The sequence below is a fragment of the Pseudomonas sp. S06B 330 genome (assembly GCF_002845275.2).
GTDB lineage: Bacteria > Pseudomonadota > Gammaproteobacteria > Pseudomonadales > Pseudomonadaceae > Aquipseudomonas.
In genome coordinates this window covers 2,483,896-2,505,994 of sequence record NZ_CP088149.1, presented here as the reverse complement: position 1 = coordinate 2,505,994, position 22,099 = coordinate 2,483,896, and the positions used below count along the sequence as shown (strand labels likewise).

The 22,099-nt window shown below is 57.7% G+C and carries 17 protein-coding genes; 2 read left to right on the top strand and 15 right to left on the bottom strand.

All coding sequences use genetic code 11. From position 1 onward, the window contains the following. Positions 1 to 2: 2 nt before the first annotated feature. The 11 genes from tssJ to tssA form a co-directional block, all read right to left on the bottom strand. Positions 3 to 503, bottom strand: a complete 501-nt coding sequence (gene tssJ, locus CX511_RS11300) for a type VI secretion system lipoprotein TssJ (RefSeq protein WP_045190497.1) — start codon at positions 501 to 503, stop codon at positions 3 to 5. 5 nt (positions 504 to 508) lie between these two features. After that, on the bottom strand, positions 509 to 1,702 hold the full coding sequence (tagH, locus tag CX511_RS11295) for a type VI secretion system-associated FHA domain protein TagH (protein ID WP_045190495.1): 1,194 nt from the start codon (positions 1,700 to 1,702) through the stop codon (positions 509 to 511). Positions 1,703 to 1,719: 17 nt separating this feature from the next. Continuing rightward, on the bottom strand, positions 1,720 to 1,860 hold the full coding sequence (locus CX511_RS11290) for a hypothetical protein (protein WP_045190494.1): 141 nt from the start codon (positions 1,858 to 1,860) through the stop codon (positions 1,720 to 1,722). Between the two features lie 94 nt (positions 1,861 to 1,954). Next, entirely contained in the window at positions 1,955 to 3,472 is a 1,518-nt protein-coding gene (locus CX511_RS11285; RefSeq protein ID WP_101292028.1) for a sigma-54 interaction domain-containing protein, read from the bottom strand. A gap of 10 nt (positions 3,473 to 3,482) precedes the next feature. After that, complete coding sequence (tssH, locus tag CX511_RS11280; RefSeq protein ID WP_101292029.1) at positions 3,483 to 6,092, bottom strand: type VI secretion system ATPase TssH; 2,610 nt, start codon at positions 6,090 to 6,092, stop codon at positions 3,483 to 3,485. 12 nt (positions 6,093 to 6,104) lie between these two features. Beyond that, the gene (tssG, locus tag CX511_RS11275) at positions 6,105 to 7,112 is read right to left on the bottom strand and encodes a type VI secretion system baseplate subunit TssG (protein WP_045190491.1); all 1,008 of its coding nucleotides are present in this window, start codon (positions 7,110 to 7,112) and stop codon (positions 6,105 to 6,107) included. Next, positions 7,076 to 8,863 (bottom strand): type VI secretion system baseplate subunit TssF, encoded by a 1,788-nt coding sequence (tssF, locus tag CX511_RS11270; protein WP_045190490.1) that lies wholly within the window; start codon positions 8,861 to 8,863, stop codon positions 7,076 to 7,078. Before tssF ends, tssG begins: the two co-directional genes overlap by 37 nt. A 92-nt stretch (positions 8,864 to 8,955) precedes the next feature. Further along, a complete protein-coding gene (gene tssE, locus CX511_RS11265; protein ID WP_045190488.1) occupies positions 8,956 to 9,363 on the bottom strand; it encodes a type VI secretion system baseplate subunit TssE in 408 nt (135 codons plus the stop codon). A 7-nt stretch (positions 9,364 to 9,370) separates the two neighbouring features. Beyond that, positions 9,371 to 10,846 (bottom strand): type VI secretion system contractile sheath large subunit, encoded by a 1,476-nt coding sequence (tssC, locus tag CX511_RS11260; RefSeq protein WP_045190487.1) that lies wholly within the window; start codon positions 10,844 to 10,846, stop codon positions 9,371 to 9,373. A gap of 29 nt (positions 10,847 to 10,875) precedes the next feature. Next, on the bottom strand, positions 10,876 to 11,379 hold the full coding sequence (gene tssB, locus CX511_RS11255; protein WP_045190485.1) for a type VI secretion system contractile sheath small subunit: 504 nt from the start codon (positions 11,377 to 11,379) through the stop codon (positions 10,876 to 10,878). 33 nt (positions 11,380 to 11,412) lie between these two features. After that, a complete protein-coding gene (gene tssA, locus CX511_RS11250; protein WP_045190484.1) occupies positions 11,413 to 12,969 on the bottom strand; it encodes a type VI secretion system protein TssA in 1,557 nt (518 codons plus the stop codon). A 289-nt stretch (positions 12,970 to 13,258) separates the two neighbouring features. Here tssA and CX511_RS11245 point away from each other — a divergent pair, with 289 nt between their 5' ends. Together CX511_RS11245 and CX511_RS11240 are read left to right on the top strand one after the other, a co-directional pair. Continuing rightward, positions 13,259 to 14,308 (top strand): formylglycine-generating enzyme family protein, encoded by a 1,050-nt coding sequence (locus CX511_RS11245; RefSeq protein WP_231353408.1) that lies wholly within the window; start codon positions 13,259 to 13,261, stop codon positions 14,306 to 14,308. Positions 14,309 to 14,726: 418 nt separating this feature from the next. After that, positions 14,727 to 15,719 carry a formylglycine-generating enzyme family protein gene (locus tag CX511_RS11240; RefSeq protein ID WP_220639126.1) on the top strand — a complete coding sequence of 331 codons (993 nt, stop codon included), beginning with the start codon at positions 14,727 to 14,729 and terminating at the stop codon, positions 15,717 to 15,719. Between the two features lie 52 nt (positions 15,720 to 15,771). On the opposite strand, the gene CX511_RS11235 is transcribed toward CX511_RS11240, so the two are convergent. The 4 genes from CX511_RS11235 to CX511_RS11220 all read right to left on the bottom strand — a co-directional run bounded on the left by CX511_RS11235 (position 15,772) and on the right by CX511_RS11220 (position 21,761). Continuing rightward, entirely contained in the window at positions 15,772 to 18,270 is a 2,499-nt protein-coding gene (locus CX511_RS11235; RefSeq protein WP_220639125.1) for a LysM peptidoglycan-binding domain-containing protein, read from the bottom strand. Between the two features lie 19 nt (positions 18,271 to 18,289). After that, a complete protein-coding gene (locus CX511_RS11230) occupies positions 18,290 to 19,123 on the bottom strand; it encodes a DUF4123 domain-containing protein (protein WP_101291770.1) in 834 nt (277 codons plus the stop codon). Then, positions 19,120 to 21,171 carry a type VI secretion system Vgr family protein gene (locus CX511_RS11225; RefSeq protein WP_220639124.1) on the bottom strand — a complete coding sequence of 684 codons (2,052 nt, stop codon included), beginning with the start codon at positions 21,169 to 21,171 and terminating at the stop codon, positions 19,120 to 19,122. Before CX511_RS11225 ends, CX511_RS11230 begins: the two co-directional genes overlap by 4 nt. Before the next feature lie 71 nt (positions 21,172 to 21,242). Then, positions 21,243 to 21,761, bottom strand: a complete 519-nt coding sequence (locus CX511_RS11220; RefSeq protein WP_045183789.1) for an Hcp family type VI secretion system effector — start codon at positions 21,759 to 21,761, stop codon at positions 21,243 to 21,245. Positions 21,762 to 22,099: the final 338 nt, after the last annotated feature.

The following is a 22,099-nucleotide window of genomic DNA, read 5'->3' as shown; positions in this document are numbered from 1 at the left end:
GGTTATCTATCCGCCTTGACGATCGTTACATTACTGGAGCGGATGCTGGCCTGGTCGAGGGTCAGATCGGCTTCGTTCAGCGCCTGCGCAGTGAGCTGCACCACATAGCGCCACTGGGATTGCGACAGGTCACGATAGGCCGCCAGCACACCGACGTAGCGGCTGCCCTCCTCGACGCTGAGCTTGAGCTCCACGGTTTCACCTGGGCGCAATTCAAGCTCTTCGCTGGTCACCATGTCCGGCGCCAAGGATTCCTTGGCACGCTCATAGAGGCTGAAAAAATCGGCGTTTTCGAACGCCACCGGATGCTTGAGCTCGATCAGCCGGACCACGACCGGCGACGGACGACCATTGAGGTCCGGGTTGAGCTCGTCGCTGGCGGTCAGCTTGAGGTTCAGTTTGGTCATGCTCGAGTACGGCGACAGTGAAGAACAGCTGGCCAGCATTGCCAGGGTGGTCAGTGCAACCAGCGCCTTGAGTAGCAGGGTCAAGCAGCGAGACATCCGTGTCATCCTTGGTGCTCGGTGTGAAGGGTGGAGATCAGGCGAATCTGTTCCTCGTAGGCCTGGGCGAAGTCACGTGCCAGCAGGCGCTCACTCCAGTCATCATCCTGACGCAAAGCCTGGTGATACCGGTTGTAAGCCCTCCAGCGGCTGCCGGCAGTGGCCAGCAACGGTTTACTATCGCGTTCGAAACGCAGCGTCAGTTGCTGCGGCGAGAAATGTTCGAGAGTGCTGCGCATCGCCGCACGGCTGGCGCTCAACAGCGCCACCTGGTGCGCTTGCAGGTCGCGAAAGGCGCGGGAAATCGCCTCCTCGGCCGGCAAATGGCCGGGCTTGTTGCCCAGCAGCAGGATGCCCAGCACCTCGCTGGCGTCCAGGGCGAACTTGAGTGGGTTCTTGCTGCTGCCCTGGGCAGTGGTCAGGGCAAGGCGCAGTTCATTTTTCAGCTCACTGCGGGTGCGCAGGCTCTGCTGCAGGTCGCCAATACTTTGCTTGAGCAGGCGTGCGGCATTGATCGCCAGCACTTCACGGTTGTCGTGATCGAGGCCGTTGAGGTCCATCCCCAGCGCCGCGCCGAATTGCTCCCAGAAACCTTCATGCTGGCGTTCTACCGGAGCTGGCTCGACAGAGACCGGCGGCTGGGGCGGCGCCACCAGTTCCGGCACTAGCAGGCTTTCCATGTCGATGCGCGCATAGTCCGCCCGTTGAAGGGGTTCCTGGCGCGGCGTGTTAAGCGCGGTCAACTCATCGATGTCTGAATACACCCGCTCCTGCTGGTCCAGCACGTTGAGTGGGTCGAGATCGAGGAATGCGTCATCGGGAATGGTGCTACCCGCGGGTTGCGGACGACCGGCCTCGATATCGAGGATTACCGGATCGTGCACCAGACGCGCGCGGATCTCGAAGTCCCCCAGCGTAAAGAGGCTGCCGTGCTCAATTCGCTGCGGTTCGCCCTTACGCAGGTAGGCGCCGCTAGCGCTGGCCTTGATACCGTTTCTGCTGGTATCGGTGAGGAAAAACGTACCGTCGTGGTAGCTGATGACCGCATGATGATTGGACAGGTGACGCTGCTCGTCCGGGATCACCCAGTCACAATCCTTGGCCCGTCCAATCACCCCGCCTGCCTGTTTGAAGGTTTTGCTGCTTAATTGCTTGGGCACGACCTGCTGGGTGTTCAGCACTTCGAAAACCAGTTCCATGATGAGGCTCCTTGCGGTCACTTGCCGCGATTGACCGCCTGCGGATCACCCAATGGGCGATAGGTGTTGTCGTTGAATTTGTAATTTCCGCTACAGCCGCCGAGGCCGCTGAGAACGAGCAGGGCCAGCACGGCGGCTTGCCAGTGACGAACAGGCATCAGTAGGTCTCCATGAGTAGTCAATGCATAAGGCGTCACCCCTGGCGGGCGGCGCTCAGAGAAATCAAATGGCATTTCGTGAAGCCATACGGCGCTAGCCCTCGAAGTCGCCAAGATTGATGTTCAGCCGCCCGAGGCGGTACAGCAGCGTGCGCCTGGGCAACCCCAGCTCGCGGGCTGCCAGGGTCTGGTTGCCATCGTTCTTGCGCAGGCAATCAAGCAGCAGCTGGCGCTCGACCTTCTCCAGGCGTTCGCGCAGGTTGAGGCCGGGTTCTTCCGGCAGCGCTTCGATGCTCAGAGAGAAATGCTCGGCCAGCAGCTCACCGCCTTCACACAACAACACCGCTCGCTCCACCAGTCCCTTGAGCTCGCGCACGTTGCCCGGGAAGGTGTAACCGCAGAGATGATTGAGGGCGCTTTCTGACCAGCTCACCGGGTCGCGCTTCAAAAAGGCACAAGCTTTGTCGGCGAAGTGTCGGGCCAGGTCGAGGACGTCGCCTTCGCGCTGACGCAGGGCCGGCAATTCGATCGGAAACTGCGCCAGGCGGTAGTACAGGTCCTCTCGGAACTTGCCTTCGCTGACCAGAGCAGCCAAATCGCGGTGGGTTGCGGCGATGATGCGCACGTCGATCGTGTGGGTATCGTTGGAGCCCAGCGGGCGAATCTCTCCCTCCTGCAACACACGCAACAGCTTGGCTTGCAGGGACAGCGGCATGTCACCGATTTCGTCCAGCAACAGTGTGCCGCCATTGGCCGCGTCGAATAGCCCGGCGCGGTCGCGATCGGCGCCAGTGAAGGCGCCCTTGCGGTAGCCGAACAGTTCGCTTTCCAGCAAGTTCTCCGGAAACGCCGCGCAGTTCTGCACGATGAACGCCTGGGAGCGTCGCGGACCATAGTCATGGATGGCCCGCGCCACCACTTCCTTACCGGTACCGGTTTCGCCGCGCAGCAATACGGTATAGGGGCTATGCAGCACTTTGCTGATCAACTGGTAGGTCTGGCGCATCGCCGTGCTGCTGCCGATCAGCCCGTAACCGCTGGCGCTGACCAAGACGCTGGCCACGGGCGCCACGTCGTCCACCGTAGGGCGCAGGCGTTGTAGCAGGTGCAATTGCCCGAGCACAAAGGCGCCCAGCTGGGCCATGGAGTCGGCGAAGCCCTGAAGGTCGACCGGTTCGCGACTGGCGCACAACAACAGGCCCTCGACGGATTTTTGCGTGTTCACCAACGGTATGCACAACAACGAGTGCCAGGGCATGTCCTGAGCCGGCAGGAAACTGGTTTCGTGGAGGCTGTCATTCAGCCCCACCAAGCTCACTACACGGTTCTGACATAAGGCGAATTGCAGCAGTTGCTCACCGTTGTAATCCACTGGCAGACTCGTCGCTTCCTGCGGTTGCAGGATGCCGCCCAAACATTCGGCGCTCAGACCCAGCCGAACATGTGTGGCATCCAGCAGGTACAGTTGACTCAGTTCGCAACCACTGAGCCCGGCTACCGCCCGCACGAAGTCGCCCAGCAGCGTGGCAGCGTCGGCCGCCCGTGAAAGGCTGGCGAAATGCGCCAGCAGCGCCTCGGCGTAGACCAGCGGTTGCGGTACCAAGGTGAACATCACACCCACCTCAGGCGAACTCGCAGGTCACGCCGCCGCTACTGTCGAGCGTCGCGTACACGCGCTTGAGGTGCTCGCCAGTAGCCATGGCGTCGAGTAGACGGTCGGCCACCAACGGCAAGACGTGCAAATCGAGCAAGTGGTCAATCAGGCGCGCGCCGCTATCGTTCTGAGTGCAGCGCTCGGCCAGGTGACCGACCAGATTCTGGCAGTAACTGAAATCCAGTTGGCGACGGTTCAAACGCTCGCCCAGACGAGCCAGCTTGATTTCGATCAGCTCGCGCATTGCCGGGCCGCCCAATGGGTAATAGGGCACCACGCGCATGCGTGCCAGCAACGCCGGTTTGAAATGCTTGCTGAGTATCGGGCGAATGGTTTTTTCCAGGGTCTCAGCGTTTGGTCGCTCGCCGTTCTCGCACAGTGCACTGATGCAGTCACTGGCCAGGTTCGAGGTCATCAAGATCAAGGTGTTGCGAAAGTCGATTTCACGCCCTTCGCCATCGTTGGCCACGCCTTTATCAAAGATCTGATAGAACAGGTTAAGCACATCCGGGTCGGCCTTTTCGACTTCGTCGAGCAGCACAACCGAATAGGGTTTTTGTCGCACGGCTTCGGTAAGCATGCCGCCTTCGCCGTAACCCACGTAGCCCGGCGGCGCGCCGATCAGGCGTGACACGGTGTGCTTCTCCTGGAACTCGGACATATTGATGGTGGTGATGAAGCGATCACCGCCGTACAGCAAGTCAGCCAGGGCCAACGCGGTTTCGGTTTTACCGACGCCGCTGGGCCCCACCAGCAGGAATACCCCCACCGGTGCATCCGGCTTGTTCAGGCCCGCGGCGGTGGCGCGCATGGAACGGTCCAGCGCATGCACGGCCTGTTCCTGCGCACGAATACGCAGGCGCAGGTCGGTGGCGAAGCTCGCCACCTTGGCGTTGTGTTCACGAGCCAGCTGCTCCAGCGGTACACCGGTCCAGGCACTGATCACTTCGGCCACCAGACGTGGGCAGACTTCGAAACTGACCAGACGCTCCTGACGCTGGGCATCGGTCAGCGCGCGATGGGTTTCGCTGAGCTCGGCTTCCAGCGCTTCGACGCAGCCCCCCTCCTCCACGTCGGCAACGACGGTTTCGACCGCCGCCGCTTCGCGGGCCTTGGCCAGCTGCTGGCGCAGCTCGAGCAGACGCTGGGCCAGGGCCCGCTGCTCACCCCACAAGGCTTCCATGACGTGCTGCTCAGCCTCAGCTTCAGCCAGGCGGGTTTCCAGCGCGTCCAGCACTTGCTGGTCAATCGCCAAACCGGCCTCGGCATCGCGGCGCAGCGCCTGACGCTGACGGCCGCCCTCGGCCAGCTCGCCACGCAGGCGTTCCAGGCTTTGCGGCGCTGCCGCCAGGCTGATCCGCACCCGGGCACAGGCGGTGTCGAGGACATCCACCGCCTTGTCTGGCAGCTGACGCCCAGCCAGGTAACGGGCTGACAATTCAGCCGCAGCCACCACTGCATCATCGCGCAGGTAAATACCGTGACTCTTTTCGTAGACCTGGGCCAGGCCACGCAGGATGGTCACCGCCTCATTGACCGTCGGTTCGTGCAATTGCACCGGTTGGAAGCGGCGGGCCAAGGCCGGGTCTTTCTCGAAGTACTTCTTGTACTCAGCCCAGGTGGTGGCGGCGATGGTGCACAGCTCGCCACGGGCCAGTGCCGGTTTGAGCAGGTTGGCCGCGTCGGAACCGCCAGCATTACCGCCCGCGCCGATCAGGGTGTGGGCTTCGTCGATAAACAGAATGATCGGCTTCGGCGAGGCCTTGACCTCATCGATCACGCCCTTGAGACGACGCTCGAACTCGCCCTTCACACTGGCGCCCGCCTGCAGCAGGCCCATGTCCAGCGACAGCAGCTCAACATCCTTGAGCACCTGCGGCACTTCACCGGCAGCGATCCGCGAAGCGAGGCCTTCGACCACCGCAGTTTTACCAACGCCGGCTTCGCCGACCACAATCGGGTTGTTCTTACGCCGCCGGGCGAGGATGTCGACCATCTGGCGTATCGCGTCATCACGACATAGCACCGGATCGAGTTTGCCCTCGCGGGCCTGCTGGGTCAGGTTGTGGGTGAAACGCGGCAACAATGATTCGCCAGGCACCGACGGGTTAGCGTTGGCCGGCTCCTCCTTCTGCGACAGGGCGAAATCCTTCAGGCGCTCGCTGTTCAACTTGGCCAGCAGCGCCTGGTAACGGCTTCCGGCGTAACGCATCGGGTTGCGCAGTAACGCGAGGATCAGGGCGGCCTGCTCTACCTGAGTCTGACCCAGTTCGAGGTTGGCCACCAACAAAGCATCCTGCAGCCACTGCACCAACTCCGGAGCGAACACCGGGTTGCGCGAGGCGCTGTGCTCGACCTGTGGCTGCAACGCCGCGCTCAACTCGCCGACATCCACTTCGGCATCCTGCAACGCACGTGCGAGCAGCCCTTGCGGGCGCTCCAACAAGCCCAGCAGCAGGTCCTCGATGAGGATCTTGCTGCCGCCCCGGGCGACGCAACGTTCGGCGCAGCGCTCCAGGTCTCGGCGAGTGTCGGCGTCCAACGCCTGGATCAGTTGCTGCAGGTCTACATTGATCATGATCATCTGTCCTTAACGAATTTTGCTGCCGAGGGTCACCACACCGTCCGCGTGCTCACGGCCGAGCCAACTGGTCCACCCGAGGCGACAGGTGTTCTGCTCACCGATGCACAGTTCACGGATTTCTTCCTGGCGCAGAACCAGGCGAATGTCGTAGTCAAGCGGGTCACGCAAGGTGAACCGCACCAGCGCGCACAGCGGCTGGTAGCCGAAACCGATCGGCAAAAATTCATGGAAGCGTTGCCAGTCGAGCTGGTAGATATGGATGCGGAACTTGCCGCTGCGGTCGCGCACCCGCTCGCCCAGCACCAAGTCTTCGCCGAACTGGCTATTGGCACGCCCCAACTGGTTGCGTTGTTCTTGGAGAATCTGCACCCGGCGCTCGATGCACTGCTCGATCACCAGCTCGGCATGCTTGAAGTAGTAACGCAGCACGGCCTCGATCAGCGCCGCCGAGTGGGCTCGCAGGCTGAGCAAGCCGAGGTACGGCAGCAGACGCTTCCAGTTCAGTTCGCCGGCCTTGCGTATTTCTTCGCCACCGAGGCCTATCAAGGCAAACAGCTGGGCAGAAAACGGGTCGAGCGCGCCGCTCTTGAAGCTGGCGCGATAGCGGTACTTTCGCCAGATCGGCAACATCAACCGCTGCAAGCGATGATGGAACAGGTCAAGAAAGGTACGCGTCGGGTTACCGTCTTCGCTGTCACCCAGGGCTTGTTCTGCGTAAAACGCCGGCAGCGGCGAGCCAGAGCCGAACAGCCCGATCAGGTTAAAACGCAGGCGCGCACGTACCTGCCCATGCTCCTCGAAGAACTCCACGCGATCGACATCGCTACCAGGGAAACCCAGGCTCGGATTGCCCTGGAACTCCAACTGCTCGTAGAGATCCTCTTCACTCAGACCTGGATGTGACTCACGCAGCCGATCCATCACCAGCAGCACGGCCTGAAACAACGAGTACTCGCGGATGACCCGAGTCAACCCGTTTAAAGCAGGGGCTGAAGACCCATTCGTGGTGTCCATTGGTACACCTCTCCTTGCGTACTTTTTACCCTCAGCTCGTGATACGAGTTGAGACTGGCGTAAAGCGCGAAAAACTCGTTGAGAACCGAGGCGAAGACAAACAAGTCGCCCTCACCGATATAACCTTGCGGGTCGATGGTCAGCTCGGTGCGCAAACCGCGCAGCGGCAGGCCCCTATGCAGCCGGTCGACATGTTCATGGCGGATTGACTTAAGCCCGTCCAAGAGGCGCTTACTGACCTTTTCCAGTTGCTGGTCGTAGTAGCGCGGCAAGTCATAGGTTTCGAGAATCACCTTGAGTGCATCAACATTGGCCAGTGACAAATAGTTGAGCGACATGTTGCTTATCAGCTTCCACAGGAAGTCACGATTGAGCGGTGGTGCGTAACTCGATGTCACCGGGGTGATGTTGCGGAAGGTAAGGAACTCCGGGGTTTGCTCACACCGCTGGTTGATCTGGCCGGACTCGAGTCGGCGCGGCAGGTTCTGATTGGTGCAGGTCAGCTCGATGGACAGGGTTTCAGCGGCTTCGGTGTGGCGGATGCCAAAGCTCAAGTAGGTGTCCAGGCCCTCATGCAGCAACGAGGAACGTTGGCGGATGCTGTAGTGCGGGCGGTCTCCCGCAACATCGAAACTTGGGTCATGTTCAAAGGATTCGAACGGTACATATTCCTGATAACCCAGACCGCCCGGCCGCCAACCGGTCACCGCTTCCACGGAAAACACGCCACATGTTTTCAGGTCGTACTCAGCCGGCAGCAGCAGGTACTCGTCTTGCTTGCCATCGAGGCGGATCGGCAGCGCGTCAACCTTGAATAGATTGACGATCGGCGTGCAATACAGTTTCACGTTGTCCAGCGTCGGTCGCAGACGCTGGATACCACTTTTGCGAATGTCGAAACGCACCTCCAGACCGTGCATCTGCTTGAGGGTGTCCTCCGGCAGGGAGTTGAGTAGATCCAAGCCGTTCAGGTCGACAAACAGGAACTTGTCCTGGAAGGCAAAATACTCCTGGAGATAGCGATAGCCGCGGAAGGTGTTCAGCGGGTACGGGATCAACGCCTCCTCCTCGGCAAAACCCACTGGCTGCACGCGACTGCCGGGCAGCTTGAACGACAAGGCATGGCCGCTGACGCCCAACACGGGCTCACCCTCCCCGTCCAGTGGTACCAGCTCAATCCCTTCGAGGTTGCGCAACAGGCTGAGGTAAAGCATCTGGCTGATGTAGCGCTCGCCAGCAAGGTGTAGGCGCAGACGGCTCAGGTCCAGCTCACCCAGATGGCCATCGCACCCCATCTCCAGGCGCAAGCACAGCAATGCACCGTCGCCTTTCACCGAGTAGTTCAACGCCGCCAGCTTCAACGGCAAGACGTCCGTCGCGTAGCAGGTACGGAAACGGCACTGCACGTCATCGATGAGCGTGCTCTGCACCGGCGTTTCACGCGCCACGCGCAAGGCCGGCCCGGACTGTTCCAGCGGGTCGAACTGGAGGATGCTGAACGCTGGCAACGGGCGCATGTAGTTGGGCCACAACAGGTGCATCAGCGAGTGGCTCAGTTCAGGCAGCTCATCATCAAGCTTCTGTCGCAGGCGGCCAGTCAGGAAGGCGAACCCTTCAAGCAAGCGCTCCACATCCGGATCTCGTCCCGCCTGACCGAGAAACGGCGCCAACGCTGGGCTACGCTCAGCGAAACGGCTACCCAGCTGGCGTAGCGCAGTAAGTTCGCTTTGGTAGTAGTGGTTGAAGGACACTCGCAGCTCCCTGCTTTTCGTGGGTGTAAATGTTGTGAAGTAAGTAGCCATCGCAATAGCGAACTTCGGTGTTGGCCGCTATCGTCGTTGACTTAAATGACCTTGACCTGGCCGCTAGCATCCAAGCACGCAATGAAACTGACCTGGCGTTTGAATCCCTCAACCTGCAGCAGGCCTTCGATGCTGAAAGACAAACGAAGCTGATCGTGGTCACGTGGCTGGGCAACGACACGCACATTGCTCAGGCGCGGTTCATAGGCTTCGATGAAGTTTTCAATGGCCAGCCGCGCCTGGCTCAGGGCATCGTGCAGACTCAGGCGCATGTCGTTCAGATCCGGCAGCCCATAATCGGACAGCGTTTGCACGCTGCCCGCCCGGGTGCTTAGCATCTTGCTCAGATGGGCTGTCACCGATGTCATGGCGCACGCCTCTCGGCTCCAGCCGGCACGTTTGCCGGCTTCGCCACTCAAGCGTTCGAAAAGGCTGCCGTATCCAGTCATCACCGGGTTACTCTTTATCCAGCTTCCCCACTAGCGACAGGGTGAAATCGGCGCCCATGTACTTGAAGTGTGGCCGTACGTTCAGGCTGACGCGATACCAGCCTGGCTCACCTTCCACATCACTGACGATGACCTGCGCAGCGCGCAACGGACGTCGGCCACGTACTTCGGCACTCGGGTTCTCCTGGTCGGCAACGTACTGACGTATCCACTTATTGAGTTCCAGCTCGAGATCGGTACGCTCTTTCCACGAACCAAGCTGCTCGCGCTGCAGCACTTTCAGGTAGTGAGCCAGGCGGTTGACAATCATCATGTACGGCAGTTGAGTACCGAGCTTGTAGTTCAGCTCTGCGGTCTTGCCTTCGGCACTGATGCCGAAGAACTTCGGTTTCTGCACCGAGTTGGCCGAGAAGAACGCCGCGTTGTCACTGCCTTTGCGCATGGTCAGGGAGATGAAACCTTCTTCGGCCAGTTCATATTCGCGACGGTCGCTGACCAGAACTTCGGTCGGAATCTTGGTTTCGATTTCGCCCATGCTTTCGAAATGGTGCAGAGGCAGGTCTTCTACGGCACCGCCGCTCTGCGGGCCGATGATGTTCGGGCACCAGCGAAACTTGGCGAAACTGTCAGTCAGCTTGGTCCCGAACGCGTAGGCGGTGTTACCCCACAGGTAGTGCTCGTGGCTGTTGGCAACGGTTTCCTTGTAGACAAAGGACTTGACCGGGTTCTCTTCCGGATCGTATGGGTTACGCAGGAGGAAACGCGGTACGGTCAAACCAATGTAGCGAGCGTCTTCCGATTCGCGGAAACTCTGCCATTTAGTGAACTGCGGCCCCTCGAAGTGATCCTTCAGGTCCTTCAGGTCCGGCAGGCCAGTGAAGCTTTCCAGGCCAAAGAACTTCGGACCGGCAGCGGCAATGAACGGTGCATGGGACATGCACGCAACGCTGGATACATACTGCATCAGCTTCACGTCAGGCGAGCTTGGCGACATGAAATAGTTGGCGATGATTGCGCCGACCGGCTGACCACCGAACTGACCGTATTCAGCGGTATAGATATGCTTGTACAGCCCGGCCTGCATCACTTCTGGCGAATCTTCAAAATCGTCCAACAAGTCCTGCTTGGAAACGTTGAGAATTTCGATCTTGATATTTTCACGGAAGTTGGTGCGGTCAACCAGCAACTGCAGGCCGCGCCAGGCTGATTCCAAGGACTGGAAATGTTCGTGGTGAAGGATTTCGTCCATTTGACGGCTGAGCTTTGCATCGATCTCGGCGATCATGCGGTCAACCATGGCCTTCTTGACCGGCTCGCCGCTGTTTTGTGGCTTGAGCAGCTCTTCGATAAAGGCCGATACACCGCGTTTGGCGATGCCATAGGCTTCGTCATCCGGGGTCAGGCGGGTTTCGGCGATGATGCTGTCGAGAATGCTGTATTCGGCGCTTTGATTGCTGTTCTGTTGTGCTGCGCGGGTGCTCATTGCGTTGGCTTCCTTGGCGGGTGGAGGGCTCAGGCTTCTGGGGCTGCGGCGTTCAGGCCCAGCTCGCCGAGCACACGACCACGTGATTCGTCGTCGGCGAGTACGCCTTCGATGGCTTTGCGAAATGCAGGGGCGTTACCCAGCGGCCCCTTCAGGGCTACCAATGCGTCGCGCAACTCCATCAGCTTTTTCAGCTCAGGCACTTGCTCGACCAGGCTGGCCGGGTTGAAGTCCTTCATCGAATTGACCTGCAGCGTGACCGCCAGCTCTTCGGTATCACCCTCCTCCTGCAGTCGGTTGGGCACGCTCAGGGTCAAGCTCAGTTCCTGCTTGGCGAGCACTTCGTCGAAGGTCACCTTGTCGATGCTGATCGGCTTCCGGTCTTCTACCTTGCGCTCGTCTGCGCGCTGGGTGTAATCACCGATTGCCAATAGCTTCAACGGCAGCTCAATCTCCTCGTGAGCTGCGCCTGTAGCGGGCTTGAAAGTGACGTTGATGCGTTCCTTGGGGGCTACCGAGCCTTCTTTGGCCATGACATTTTTCCTTGCGATTGTTGGCCCAGGGGCCTATTCGAGTACCACTTCGAGATCGAGGTGGCACAGCCTGCGATAAATCTCATCCTTGCGTTCGCGCACTGCGTGGTTCTGCGGCAACAACTCACAGCAGTTATGCAGCAGGTGCAGCACTTCCAGGGCAAGGTCAGGCTCCCAGGCATCTAGGCCCGAGCCCTGTAATTCTTGATCGAGGATTTCGAGCTGGGTCTTGGCCAGTTCGTATTTTTTGGCCATGAAACACAAGCGGGCCAGGCTGAACTGCCAGAGAAATCGTGCACGTGCGCCGCGGGCGCTGTTCAACCCTTGCTTGAGGAACTGCACGGCAACCTTGAGGCCATCTTTACGCAGGATCGGCAACGCAGCGTCGAGGGCTTCCTCCCACGCCGGCTGGGCGGCAGTGCCTTCGACCTTGCGCGGCGCGCTAGCGCTTTGCAGATGGGGCATGACCTGAGCGCTGATCCAGCCGCGGGTGGACGGATCGGCGAAAGGCGTGCCATCGTGAAAATGCAGCTCGATGACACCCGGCAGTCGCTGTAGCAACAGGGCGAAGTGAAATTCCACTTCGCGCATCGCTTGATCGGCGTTCAAGCCCTGCAAGCACTCCCAGACCAGACGCTGGCCGTCGAACCAGAAAGGTGCCCTGGCCAGACTGGCTTCGAGCTCCACCAACAGATCGGCATACTGTCCATTGGCAAAGCGCTCCTGGAAGATTTTCAGCTTGTCGGCCGGCAGCCCGCGCAATGCGGTGATCTGTTCGGCATTGCGCTCGGGAATGGCGTCAATGGGCAGCCACAGCATCGTGCGGTTCAAGCGCAGCGCACGCGCATCGATAGCGTTCTGCTTAAGCCACCAGGCGTTGAGCGGACGAGCGTTTTCCTGCAAGGTACGCAAGGCCCGCTGGGCTTCCTTCTCGTTGTCGATAGGCGCGCCAGGCGTGAGCAACTGGGCTGCGACCTGTTTAACCTGCGCCACTGCCGCACCCACGACACCCGGTTCCGGCTGGTTATCGGCAGCACGTTGAACCATGGTTTTCAAGCGCCGACACACCGGCAACAGCAGCGGCGCATCATCACCCATGTGCTCGGTGAACGCGGCTTCAAGGCCATCCAGGTGTTCCACCAAGCGACGAAACAGCGGCAACTGCCCCTTGATCGCGACGTTGTCGGCCAGCACCTGTTCAAGACGAGGCACCAGCCAGCCGATGGCAGCGGCACGTGTTCGCAGTTTGACAGGGTGGATCTCGGCCCAATGCTGGTCGCACAGGTAATGCAAGATCGCCATGCCCGCTACCAGGCCGGAGAATTGCTCACACTGGTACAGCGCCCAGGTCAACCACGCTGCAACCCGCAAATCCTTGGACTGGGTCCGGAGCACCCCTTCAGCAATTTCCTGCACTTTCAGCCAATCGGTCTGCCCGCTCTCATGCATGGATTGAGCTTTAGCCAACTCATGCTCCAACGCTTCGAATTCGCTCGAAAAACGGACGTCTTCACCTGCAAAACGCTGTTTGCAAATAGCCGACTTCGCGAGCTCAAAATAGTGCGTTGATAATTTATTTGAGTAGGACATCGCTTGGCTTTTTCATTGAAGGGAAATCAATATTTTTACAATCCCCGGCCTTCAAGATACTTGAATCAACGGAGACACCCGACAACCCGCCCCTGCAAATAAGATCAGCATCGGGCTCGAAGAAGCCTAAATAGATATGGAAAAAAACCCAATCAGACGATTCTGATAAACGAGTAGGACTTTTCCCAACGAGAGAGCATAGAAGCCGATTGACTTGCAATGATGCGCCATTGCAAAAACCGAATTGACATAGCAAATTCGGTTTAATAGCTTAGCCACTGAAACCATATTGGAGCATTTGAAACGCGACGATCAACGTTTTTTGCTTCACATGCATAAGGACATCCTGGTGATAAGAAAATTCATACTCCCTCTCTGCACGCTGCTGCTGGCAGGCTGCCAAGCGCAATCGATACCACTTCCTAAAAGCCAAAAACTTTCCCCGGACAAGGTCGCTCAGATTGCTGCAACCATCGAACAGAAATATCCAAAGCTTTCCACCGAGCTACGCAGCAAGCTACTCAACACCGTGGTGCAGTCTTTAGACAACATGGTGTTTGTCGAAGGGGGTGAATTTCAGATGGGGGATTTTGGTTGGCCGCACGTTGATGATCCATCGAACTTATGCGATTGGCCATGCGGGGTGGACCCAAAACGGATGGGACCCATCAGTATGGGCACTGATAATAAATTCGTTCATCTCGTTAAATTAAGAAACTACCACCTGTCAAAATTTCAAACAACACTAGGGGATTTTGACCTGTTTTTCATCGCGCAGGGAAAGCCGCTCTTTGACAAAAAATTACGCCAGCGTGAGGATTTACAGTTCCGTTATCAACCCAACCTTCCCGCTCCCACCCGTAGCTGGCAAGAAGCCAAGGACTATTGCGGTTGGTTAGGTAAACTGAGCGGTTATCCGGTAGATCTACCCACTGAGGCACAATGGGAATATGCGGCCCGCAATCGCGGTCAATTTTTCGCGTTCCCCACCGACAACGGTAGCTTGAATTACGACCGAAACTTTCCTAAACCTGATGAAACGAGAACTTTCCCAGTAGACAGCTTCATTCCTAACAAACTCGGAATTTATAATCTCTCTGGCAATGCGACGGATTGGGTTAACGACTGGTACGACAAAGATTATTACCGACATTCACCGGTCGAGAATCCTCAAGGACCAAGCACAGGTAACGAACGGGTATGGCGCGGAACAAATGTACTAGAAGATCCCCTTCTGAGCGCCAGCACCGTCCGCCGCTGGAGTGCTGAGCCGCTACAAAATGACTACTACCCTGGCGTCAGTTTTCGCTGCGCTATTCAGTCAGAAAAACCGTTCTGACTTCAAATAATAAAGGCGCACTCAAGCATCTTTACCAACAACTTTAAACCAATCCATCAAACCGGCTACTGTTACGCGCAGCCAGCAATATTTTCTCCTTTCGCCAAGCATTGCTTGGCTTCCACGACACCCTGGCCGACAGATTGGTCGCACATAGACCTTCGGGCTTAGCGCCTCGGTCGGAAGCTCTTGAAACCAAGCGAACAACTGATAAAAAATTTAGATCGCGAGTATAAATAAAATCAATAAGACAATCCTGATAGATCACCAGGGATTATCCGAAATTGAAAACATAAAAAACAATACAACCACCACAAATCATACCCACAAAAATCTGATTGAATAATTTATCCACCGGCGCCATGCTAAAGCTAATGAAGCGACGCAATTATCCACTTCACATGTATAAGGACATCCTGTGGCAAGAAAAGTCATATTCCCCCTCTGCGCGTTACTAGTGCTATTCGGCTGCCAAGCGCAATCAATACCACTTCCTAAAAGCCAAAAACTTTCCCCGGACAAGGTCGCTCAGATTGCTGCAACCATCGAACAGAAATATCCAAAGTTTTCCACCGAGCTCCGTGGCAAGCTACTCAACACCGTGGTGCAGTCTTTAGACAACATGGTGTTTGTCGAAGGGGGTGAATTTCAGATGGGGGATTTTGGCTGGCCGTATGACGATGACCCTGCAAATTTATGTGACTGGCCATGCGGGATAGAGCCGGAGCGGATGGGGCGTATCACCCCGTTTGGGGAGGATGACTTCGTTCACCCGGTGAAATTGAGTAGTTACCACCTGTCGAAATTTCAAGTAAAGCTTGAGGACTTCGATTTGTTTTTTATTGCTCAAGACAAACCAGTATTTGATACAGAAGATCGAAAACGGGAAGACTTACAAGATCTCTACCAATCAGATCTTCCAGCTCCCACTAAAAGCTGGCAAGAAGCCAAGAATTACTGCAACTGGCTCGGCCAACTGAGTAGCTACCCCGTAGACTTACCAACTGAAGCGCAATGGGAGTATGCTGCTCGAAGTCGCGGTCAGTACGTGGTCTTTCCTACGGATAATGGCAATCTGAACTACGGGCGAAACTTTCCTGAGCCCGATAAAATGGACACTTTTCCAGTCGACAGTTTCGTCCCCAATCCACTGGGACTCTACAATCTCTCAGGCAATGCGACTGACTGGGTCAATGACTGGTACGGCAAGGATTATTATCGGCAATCCCCCTTGGAGAATCCGCAAGGGCCAAGCACTGGTACCCAAAGGGTCAGGCGGGGGGCAAATGTGCTAGAGGGCCCACTTCTGAGCGCTAGCGCCGTTCGCCGTTGGGGCGATGATCCAAATCAAGACTTTTATAATCCTGGCGCCAGCTTTCGCTGCGCAATTCAGTCAGAAGATCCATTGTGATTTAGAAATGAAGACGCCTTGAAGCGCCTTCATTTCTAAATGCGTAAATAATTTAAGCTAAGCCATCAAACCGTCCGCTGTTACGCGCCGCCAGCAATACTTTCTCCTTACGCCAAGCATTGCTTGGCTTCCACGCCACTCTGGCCGAGGGCTCGGCCAGTTGGTTAATTGCCAAATTTTCAATAAATCGATTGAACTGGTTTTGCTCATAGCCGTCTAATATGGCGTTGATCCTTTCCAAACTCTCCATGGCATTGACTTTTTCCGCCTTGGACGAGCAATGTTCAAGTACCTCGATAAATTGCCGCCAGCTTCGAATTTCTGAGAGGAGAATGACAAGCGCCTCTTCTTGCAGCTCGTTAAAGCTCTCGACAAATCCTTCGGTCAGCACATAGACCATCGGGCCCAGGGTTTCGGGTGGAAGCAAGCTAAAAGGCAGAAGCTCTCCCCGAACTATCATGACTTTATCGGTTTTGTGCTTGTCCACATATCTCGCCAAGATTTGCGCTTCAGCCTTGGACGCCGATCGCTTCTCCCACCACCGGTTTATTAATGAAGCACTGCCATCAAATGCTTTACTAGTTGCATTCGCGGGTGAAGTTGCCACCTGATACAGGCCTGCAGCTAAATAACTAAAAGCCCCTTCCGTAACCCCCAACAGGTATCTATAGTCCATATCCGCCAAAGCATTGCAAAACAGCAAGGTCAACTTTCCAATCTGCTCAATGTCCACCACTGTAGCAAATCCACCTCCGGCACCGGCGCCCAACACCATGGAGCCTCTACAGCTAAGCACTAATCGATCTTTCGAAATTTCGAGGCCAAACTCACCGCTCCCCCCCACTCCCAAAGCCGCATTCCCTTCCACACTGATTTTCGCCAACGCGACCCAATTGCTGCTGGCATTGGCCTGGCCGACGACGGCCTTTCCCGTCCCTTGCTTGTCCGGCGCAACCCACTCAAATGCGCCACTTAGAGCGCCGCCAGCCTGAGCACCGGCAAACGTTTCGCACTTGACGCCGATGTGGCCACTGGGGCCGAGCGCTATGGCCGGAGTACCTAGCAAAGCAGTCGCACCTGCTGGGGTTTCACTAGGCTTGTATTGCGTTTTAACCCCAGCTTCCCCCTGTAACTTGGCACCGACAAAACACGAAAACTCCAACTTGCCACTCAGGCGAAACACGCCCACGGGATGCAGCACTTCCATACCCAAGGCATTGCGATAGGACATGTTCGCGACATGCCCACCCTGGTCAGGGAAGTACGAGTTCAACGACGCCGAAGCTTCTGCCAAAGAGAGTGCCGCGCTACCTCTGACACCCACATCGATACTGCCTTCCATGGGATTCCAGTTATTCACGCCGGCACTGGCGCTGGCCGCGAAACGCAGGGCGTGGGCTTCTGCCGTTACGGCATAGGGGGCGGCGTCGCTCTGGTTAGAGGTCCAGGATACTTCCTGATGCAGCGTGTTGAGCAGGTTGTCCTCCTTGCTGTTCCAGCTGCTGATCTTCAGCTCCAGGCTACCCAACGGACCCGTCTTGCGCCCTTTTCCGATCGCCTCCTTGATGTCTTTAATCAAGTCAGTGGCCAGCTGCTTGTTGAACGGTTTGCCAGCCATAATCCGCGTTGAGGCGCGAACCTTCCAGGAGGTGGTTTCGCGGTACGGGATCGAGATGTAGTGGCGCCGGGTGGGGTCGCTGAACAGGATGATTTCCACTACGTTAATGCCAGTCTTGGTTTGCTTGCCTTGCTGACGCTCAAAGCTCCTCCCCATGCCATGTCTCAAGTCGGGCGCCGCACTATTGGCAGTGCTGAAACTGTCTTCCGGCTCGGGTGCTCGCTGTGCCGCCAGTTCGGCGCGGAGTTTGCCGATTTCCTGATCCAGCTCCAGGACTTTCTTGTTCTGCAAGGACTTCCAGTTGGATTCAAATTGCGTGGTCCTCAAAGCACTGGGCTTGTAATCCTGATACCAATCACGCGCTTGCTGTAAGGTCGCCAGGCGGCCCTGCAGGTCTTTGTCAGTGGTGAGCGGCGCGATTGTGGTGGGCTGGGGCTTGGTCTCGCGTACCAGCAACCCGGCGCCTTCGGCTTTCTGCGCCCAGGCATCTTTGACGCACCCCGCACAGGTGCAACTGGCCATGGGGGCCTGAGGCTTCTTGCACTGCAGGGCAGGCAAGGCTTTAGCCAGGTTCTGATGCAGTTCATCCATGAGCTTCTGCACCGCGTTGATTTCCTGCTTCAGTGCTTTGGACTGTTTGGCGGTCAGTACATAGAAATGCGGCTCGCCAGTAATGTGGGCGACGTCAACCAGTTCCTCGTCACATTCGGCCTGCCCCTTGAGCGCAATCGACGTAGTGCTATGCGCATGCATCGGTGGCGGTAGTTCAGGTTTTGACGCGGCGCCGGGAAGCTTTAACTCCCATCCGGCTTTGATGTGGTTAGGGTCACCAATGATCGGGTTAAGCGCCTGGGTTTCAGATACTTTAGCCCCATGTCGTTGGGCAATTTGCCCTAGGGTATCGCCATGTTTAACCGTGTAAGTGCTGCTCATGCATCATCATCCTTGTGATTCAAAGACACTCAAGCCCAACCAGCTTGTCGCCAAGACTCAGGTCTTCACGAGCCAGCCATTCGCTATGCGGGGATCGACTCCAGAAGTCATCGCCTTTGCTCAGCGACAGACGTAACCAACGCTCCTGCTCGGCCAGTTGCAGATACCCTGCTTGCTGGGCTGCTCGGAGCTGTCGGTACACAAAAGTCACTGGGTCGGGGATGGGCAATGCCGCCTGATAGTCCTGAGCAAAGCGTCCGGCCAGCACCTTCAAGCGCTGCTGATCCATAACAGCTTGGCGCTTGTGCCCCAGGTGCAACCACCCTGAGGCTTGAACTTCGGGCTCTAGTGGGAGATGTGGATGAGCCTGATGACGCCAGCCCAGTTCGTTGCGCCAGACGATGTCTGTGACCGGCCCCATGAATTGCGCTAGCTCGGTTTCATCCAGGCTGCTCAGCAACGGCTCCAGCCAGCGCGGTTCAAAAAAACGCATCATCTGGGCGGGCGAATCGTCGGTGCTGACGGTGAGCAGACTGCGCCAATGGTCAACGGCTTGCTTGATGGATTGTTCATCCTTGAGGTAGGCCACACAGCCGGCATCGGCCTGTTCAAGCAACGCATTGGCATACTCCAGCAACGCGCCGGGCTGCGGACACAGCAAGGCGAATGGTCCTGCGGACTGCAAGGCGCTATAGGGCGTATTGTCGAATAACGGAACGCAGCACTGCGCACTGGAGGTTTTGGCCTGCTCGATATGAGCCTGCAAGTTCGAATCAAAACTGGCATCCAGAATCACGCACTGGATTCCCCGTGCTACAGGGGCCTTAAAGGGCGACGCGGTGGGTTGAATCATGTCGTTTCGCCTTTAGGGTGGATTGGGCATTGACCAGAGGCATCGAATTGGCAGCCCGCAATGGGCAGGAGAGCACCCGCCAGCGATTGCTCCTGGTATGACGCCAATGCTGGGAGCGGCAGTGCCACGGGCGCTGACAGACGTTCAAGCAGCCCTGGCAGCGCCGCAATCGCAGCGGCGCCGGCGACAGGAGCACCACCGAGTTGAATCTCAGTGCTGCTGAAAATGCCACCGGGGCCAATGACAATGTGCTGACCACCGCCTTTCAAGGTGATACTGGCCCCAGCATCGAGAATTAAGTTGGCGCCTGCTTTGAGATGGACTTGCTGACCGGCTTCAACCACCAGCGCTTGCCCGATCCGGGCATGGCTGCTGCTGGCAATCTGCAGGTAGTCATTGGCCTTGAGTTCGACCTTTCGGTCCGCGGTGACAGTGCGCTGGTCTTCAGCCTCCAACACCGCGATGCTGTTGCCCTTGATGGTTTCTCGACGTTCGTTACCGACTTCCAGGCGACTGTCGTGTTCGATCTTGTGCTCCAGGTCACGCTGAGCCCGCAGGTAGATCAACTCCTGGCCTTTGCGGTCTTCAATCGACAGTTCGTTGTAGCCACCGCTGTCCGGTGTGCTGCGGCTACGCAGTACGGTTTTGGTCTTGTGGGCTGGCAGCGGATAGGGCTGCGGTGTGAGCGTGTTGGCCACGCAACCGGTAATCAACGGCTGGTCGGGATCGCCCTCGAGAAAGGTCACGACCACTTCCATGCCGATGCGCGGAATGCTCACCGCACCAAAGCCGGCCCCCGCCCAGCTGGACGACACGCGTATCCAGCAACTGCTCTTGTCACTGTTCAGCTCGGCGCGGTCCCAATGGAACTCGACTTTGACCCGGCCAAACTCATCGCAGTAGATTTCCTCGCCCGCGGGCCCAGTAACCCGGGCTGTCTGGCTGACCAGCACCGCCTTGCGGGTAACCAGCGGCGGGCGGTAGAACACCTCCCAAGGGATGGCGCTGAAGCAGTTGCGATAGCCCTGGGTAAAGCCGTCTGCAGGCGAGGTGCCGCTGCCGGCGGACTCCTCAAGCACCTGCGGCTGTTTGCCTTCATGCTTGACACTGAGCACTAGCCACAAGTCGTTGTACGCCTGACGCGGGTGCTCGGTCAGCTTGAAAAAGTGGCCGCTGCGCAGAAACGGCTGGTCGCTTTGACCTTCGGCCAATTGGTAGTCACTGCGATGGCGTTCCAGGGCCCGGCGGGCAAGCTGCCTGCCGCGTTTTTCGGTTTCGAGCCGCTGTGGGTAGCGATAGTCTTCGAGGGCCGGTGTGAACTCGGCGGTGAACTGACTTTGCAGCAGCAGGCTGGGGCGATTGAGGTCGTAGTCACGCCGGGTCACCGTGCTGGTGCGGGTACTCAAGCGCCGGGAAAACTGGCTGACCACGGGCTGCTCCGCAACCAGTCCGGCGTCTTGCTGGTAGGGGACAGGGTTCAGGGTGGGGAAAAAGGTCTGGTCGTCGGTGAACACCAGGTGATGGCCGTCCGGGCTGTGTTGATGGTGCCAGGCAATGCCTTCTTCGCTGCACAGTCTCTGAATCAGCGCGAAGTCGCTTTCGAAATATTGGGTGCAGTATTCGCGCGCTGGGCTGGCGCTGACATGAAAGGTAAAGGCATCAGCCTGGATGCCATGTTCCTTGAGCACCTGGGCAACGATCTGTGGCACGGTCAGTTGCTGGAAAATTCGCTGGTTGTGGCTGAACTGCAAGTAGTGCAGCGCCGGCACCAGGGTCAGCTGGTAACGGGTCAGGCGCTGACCGGCGTCAGCGACCCGCACATTTTCGATCCTCCCATGCAGGCCTTCGCCATTCAGGCCAAAGCGCAAAAACGCCGGTTGGCTGAGAAGGCTTTCAAGATCAAGGTTGGGGTACTCGCTGACCAGTTCAATCTGGATTGCGTACAAGCGGCTGAGGGCTTCTGTGCCTTCAAACGCCAGGACCTGGAAATCATTGCGAACCGTGGGAATCAATAGCTCGAAATGCGCGGTATTAGCCGACGCAAACATAGGCTTGTCCTTAAGCTGGGAAAATAGCGCATGGGCCAGCTCAAAGCCGGCCCATGCATGATTGACGCTACTTAACCGACGACCGGAGTACGCCAGTCATCCGAGCCAGAGGTACCGGCCACTTCGTGGGTCCAGGTGATTTTGCGGTAAGTGAAATGCACGTCTTCCAGATGGGTGAAGTGCGCGTTCGAAGGGTCTTGGCAGTTGTGCATGTAGTCCTTGATGTCGACGATGATCGCGTCTTCCAGAACCGTGGTGTAGTAATGCTCCTGAGTGCCGGCAGCCGAGGTGCGGTACCACTGGATTTCGATCTTGGTCAGACGCTCACCGGAGGTCAGGGCCGCCAGCAGCAGTGGCGACGCCTTGTCGAAGACCTTGGTGATGACCACAGGCTTGTGTACGCGCTGGCCGGTAGGTTGGCCGGACTGCGGATCACGCGGGATGATCACTTCATGCTGAAAGCCCTGAACCATGACCTGGTCTTCATGACCTTCCTGGTAGGTGTTGCCAACCGAATCGGCGGTGAAAGCACCGGCGGTGATCAAACCTTGTTTGGTGCCGGTAATGGACATGTATGCGGGGGTAGCCATGAATGCTCCTTGCTGAAAATAGAGGTGCCCGGTGGGTAAAATCACCCAGCGGGTACCTGTACCGTATACAAGGGTCATGCCATAAGTTGCTCACGCCTTATAAACCGGGGCCTGCAGCACTTATTACCTGAGTTGGAGTCACGCTCAACAGGAAAAAGCCCTGAAAAGTGCGCAACTTCTTGCGCAGTACTGCGCAAGAAGTTGCGCACTCGCCTGTAAGCCACGTGGGCCGTGGCTTACAGCGGCGAACAGGGGTCGTTATCTACATTTGAGTGCGCAAGAAGTTGCGCAGTGCGTTATACCCTTGACCTTCCACGCTCCCCTCACCATAGGAGCAG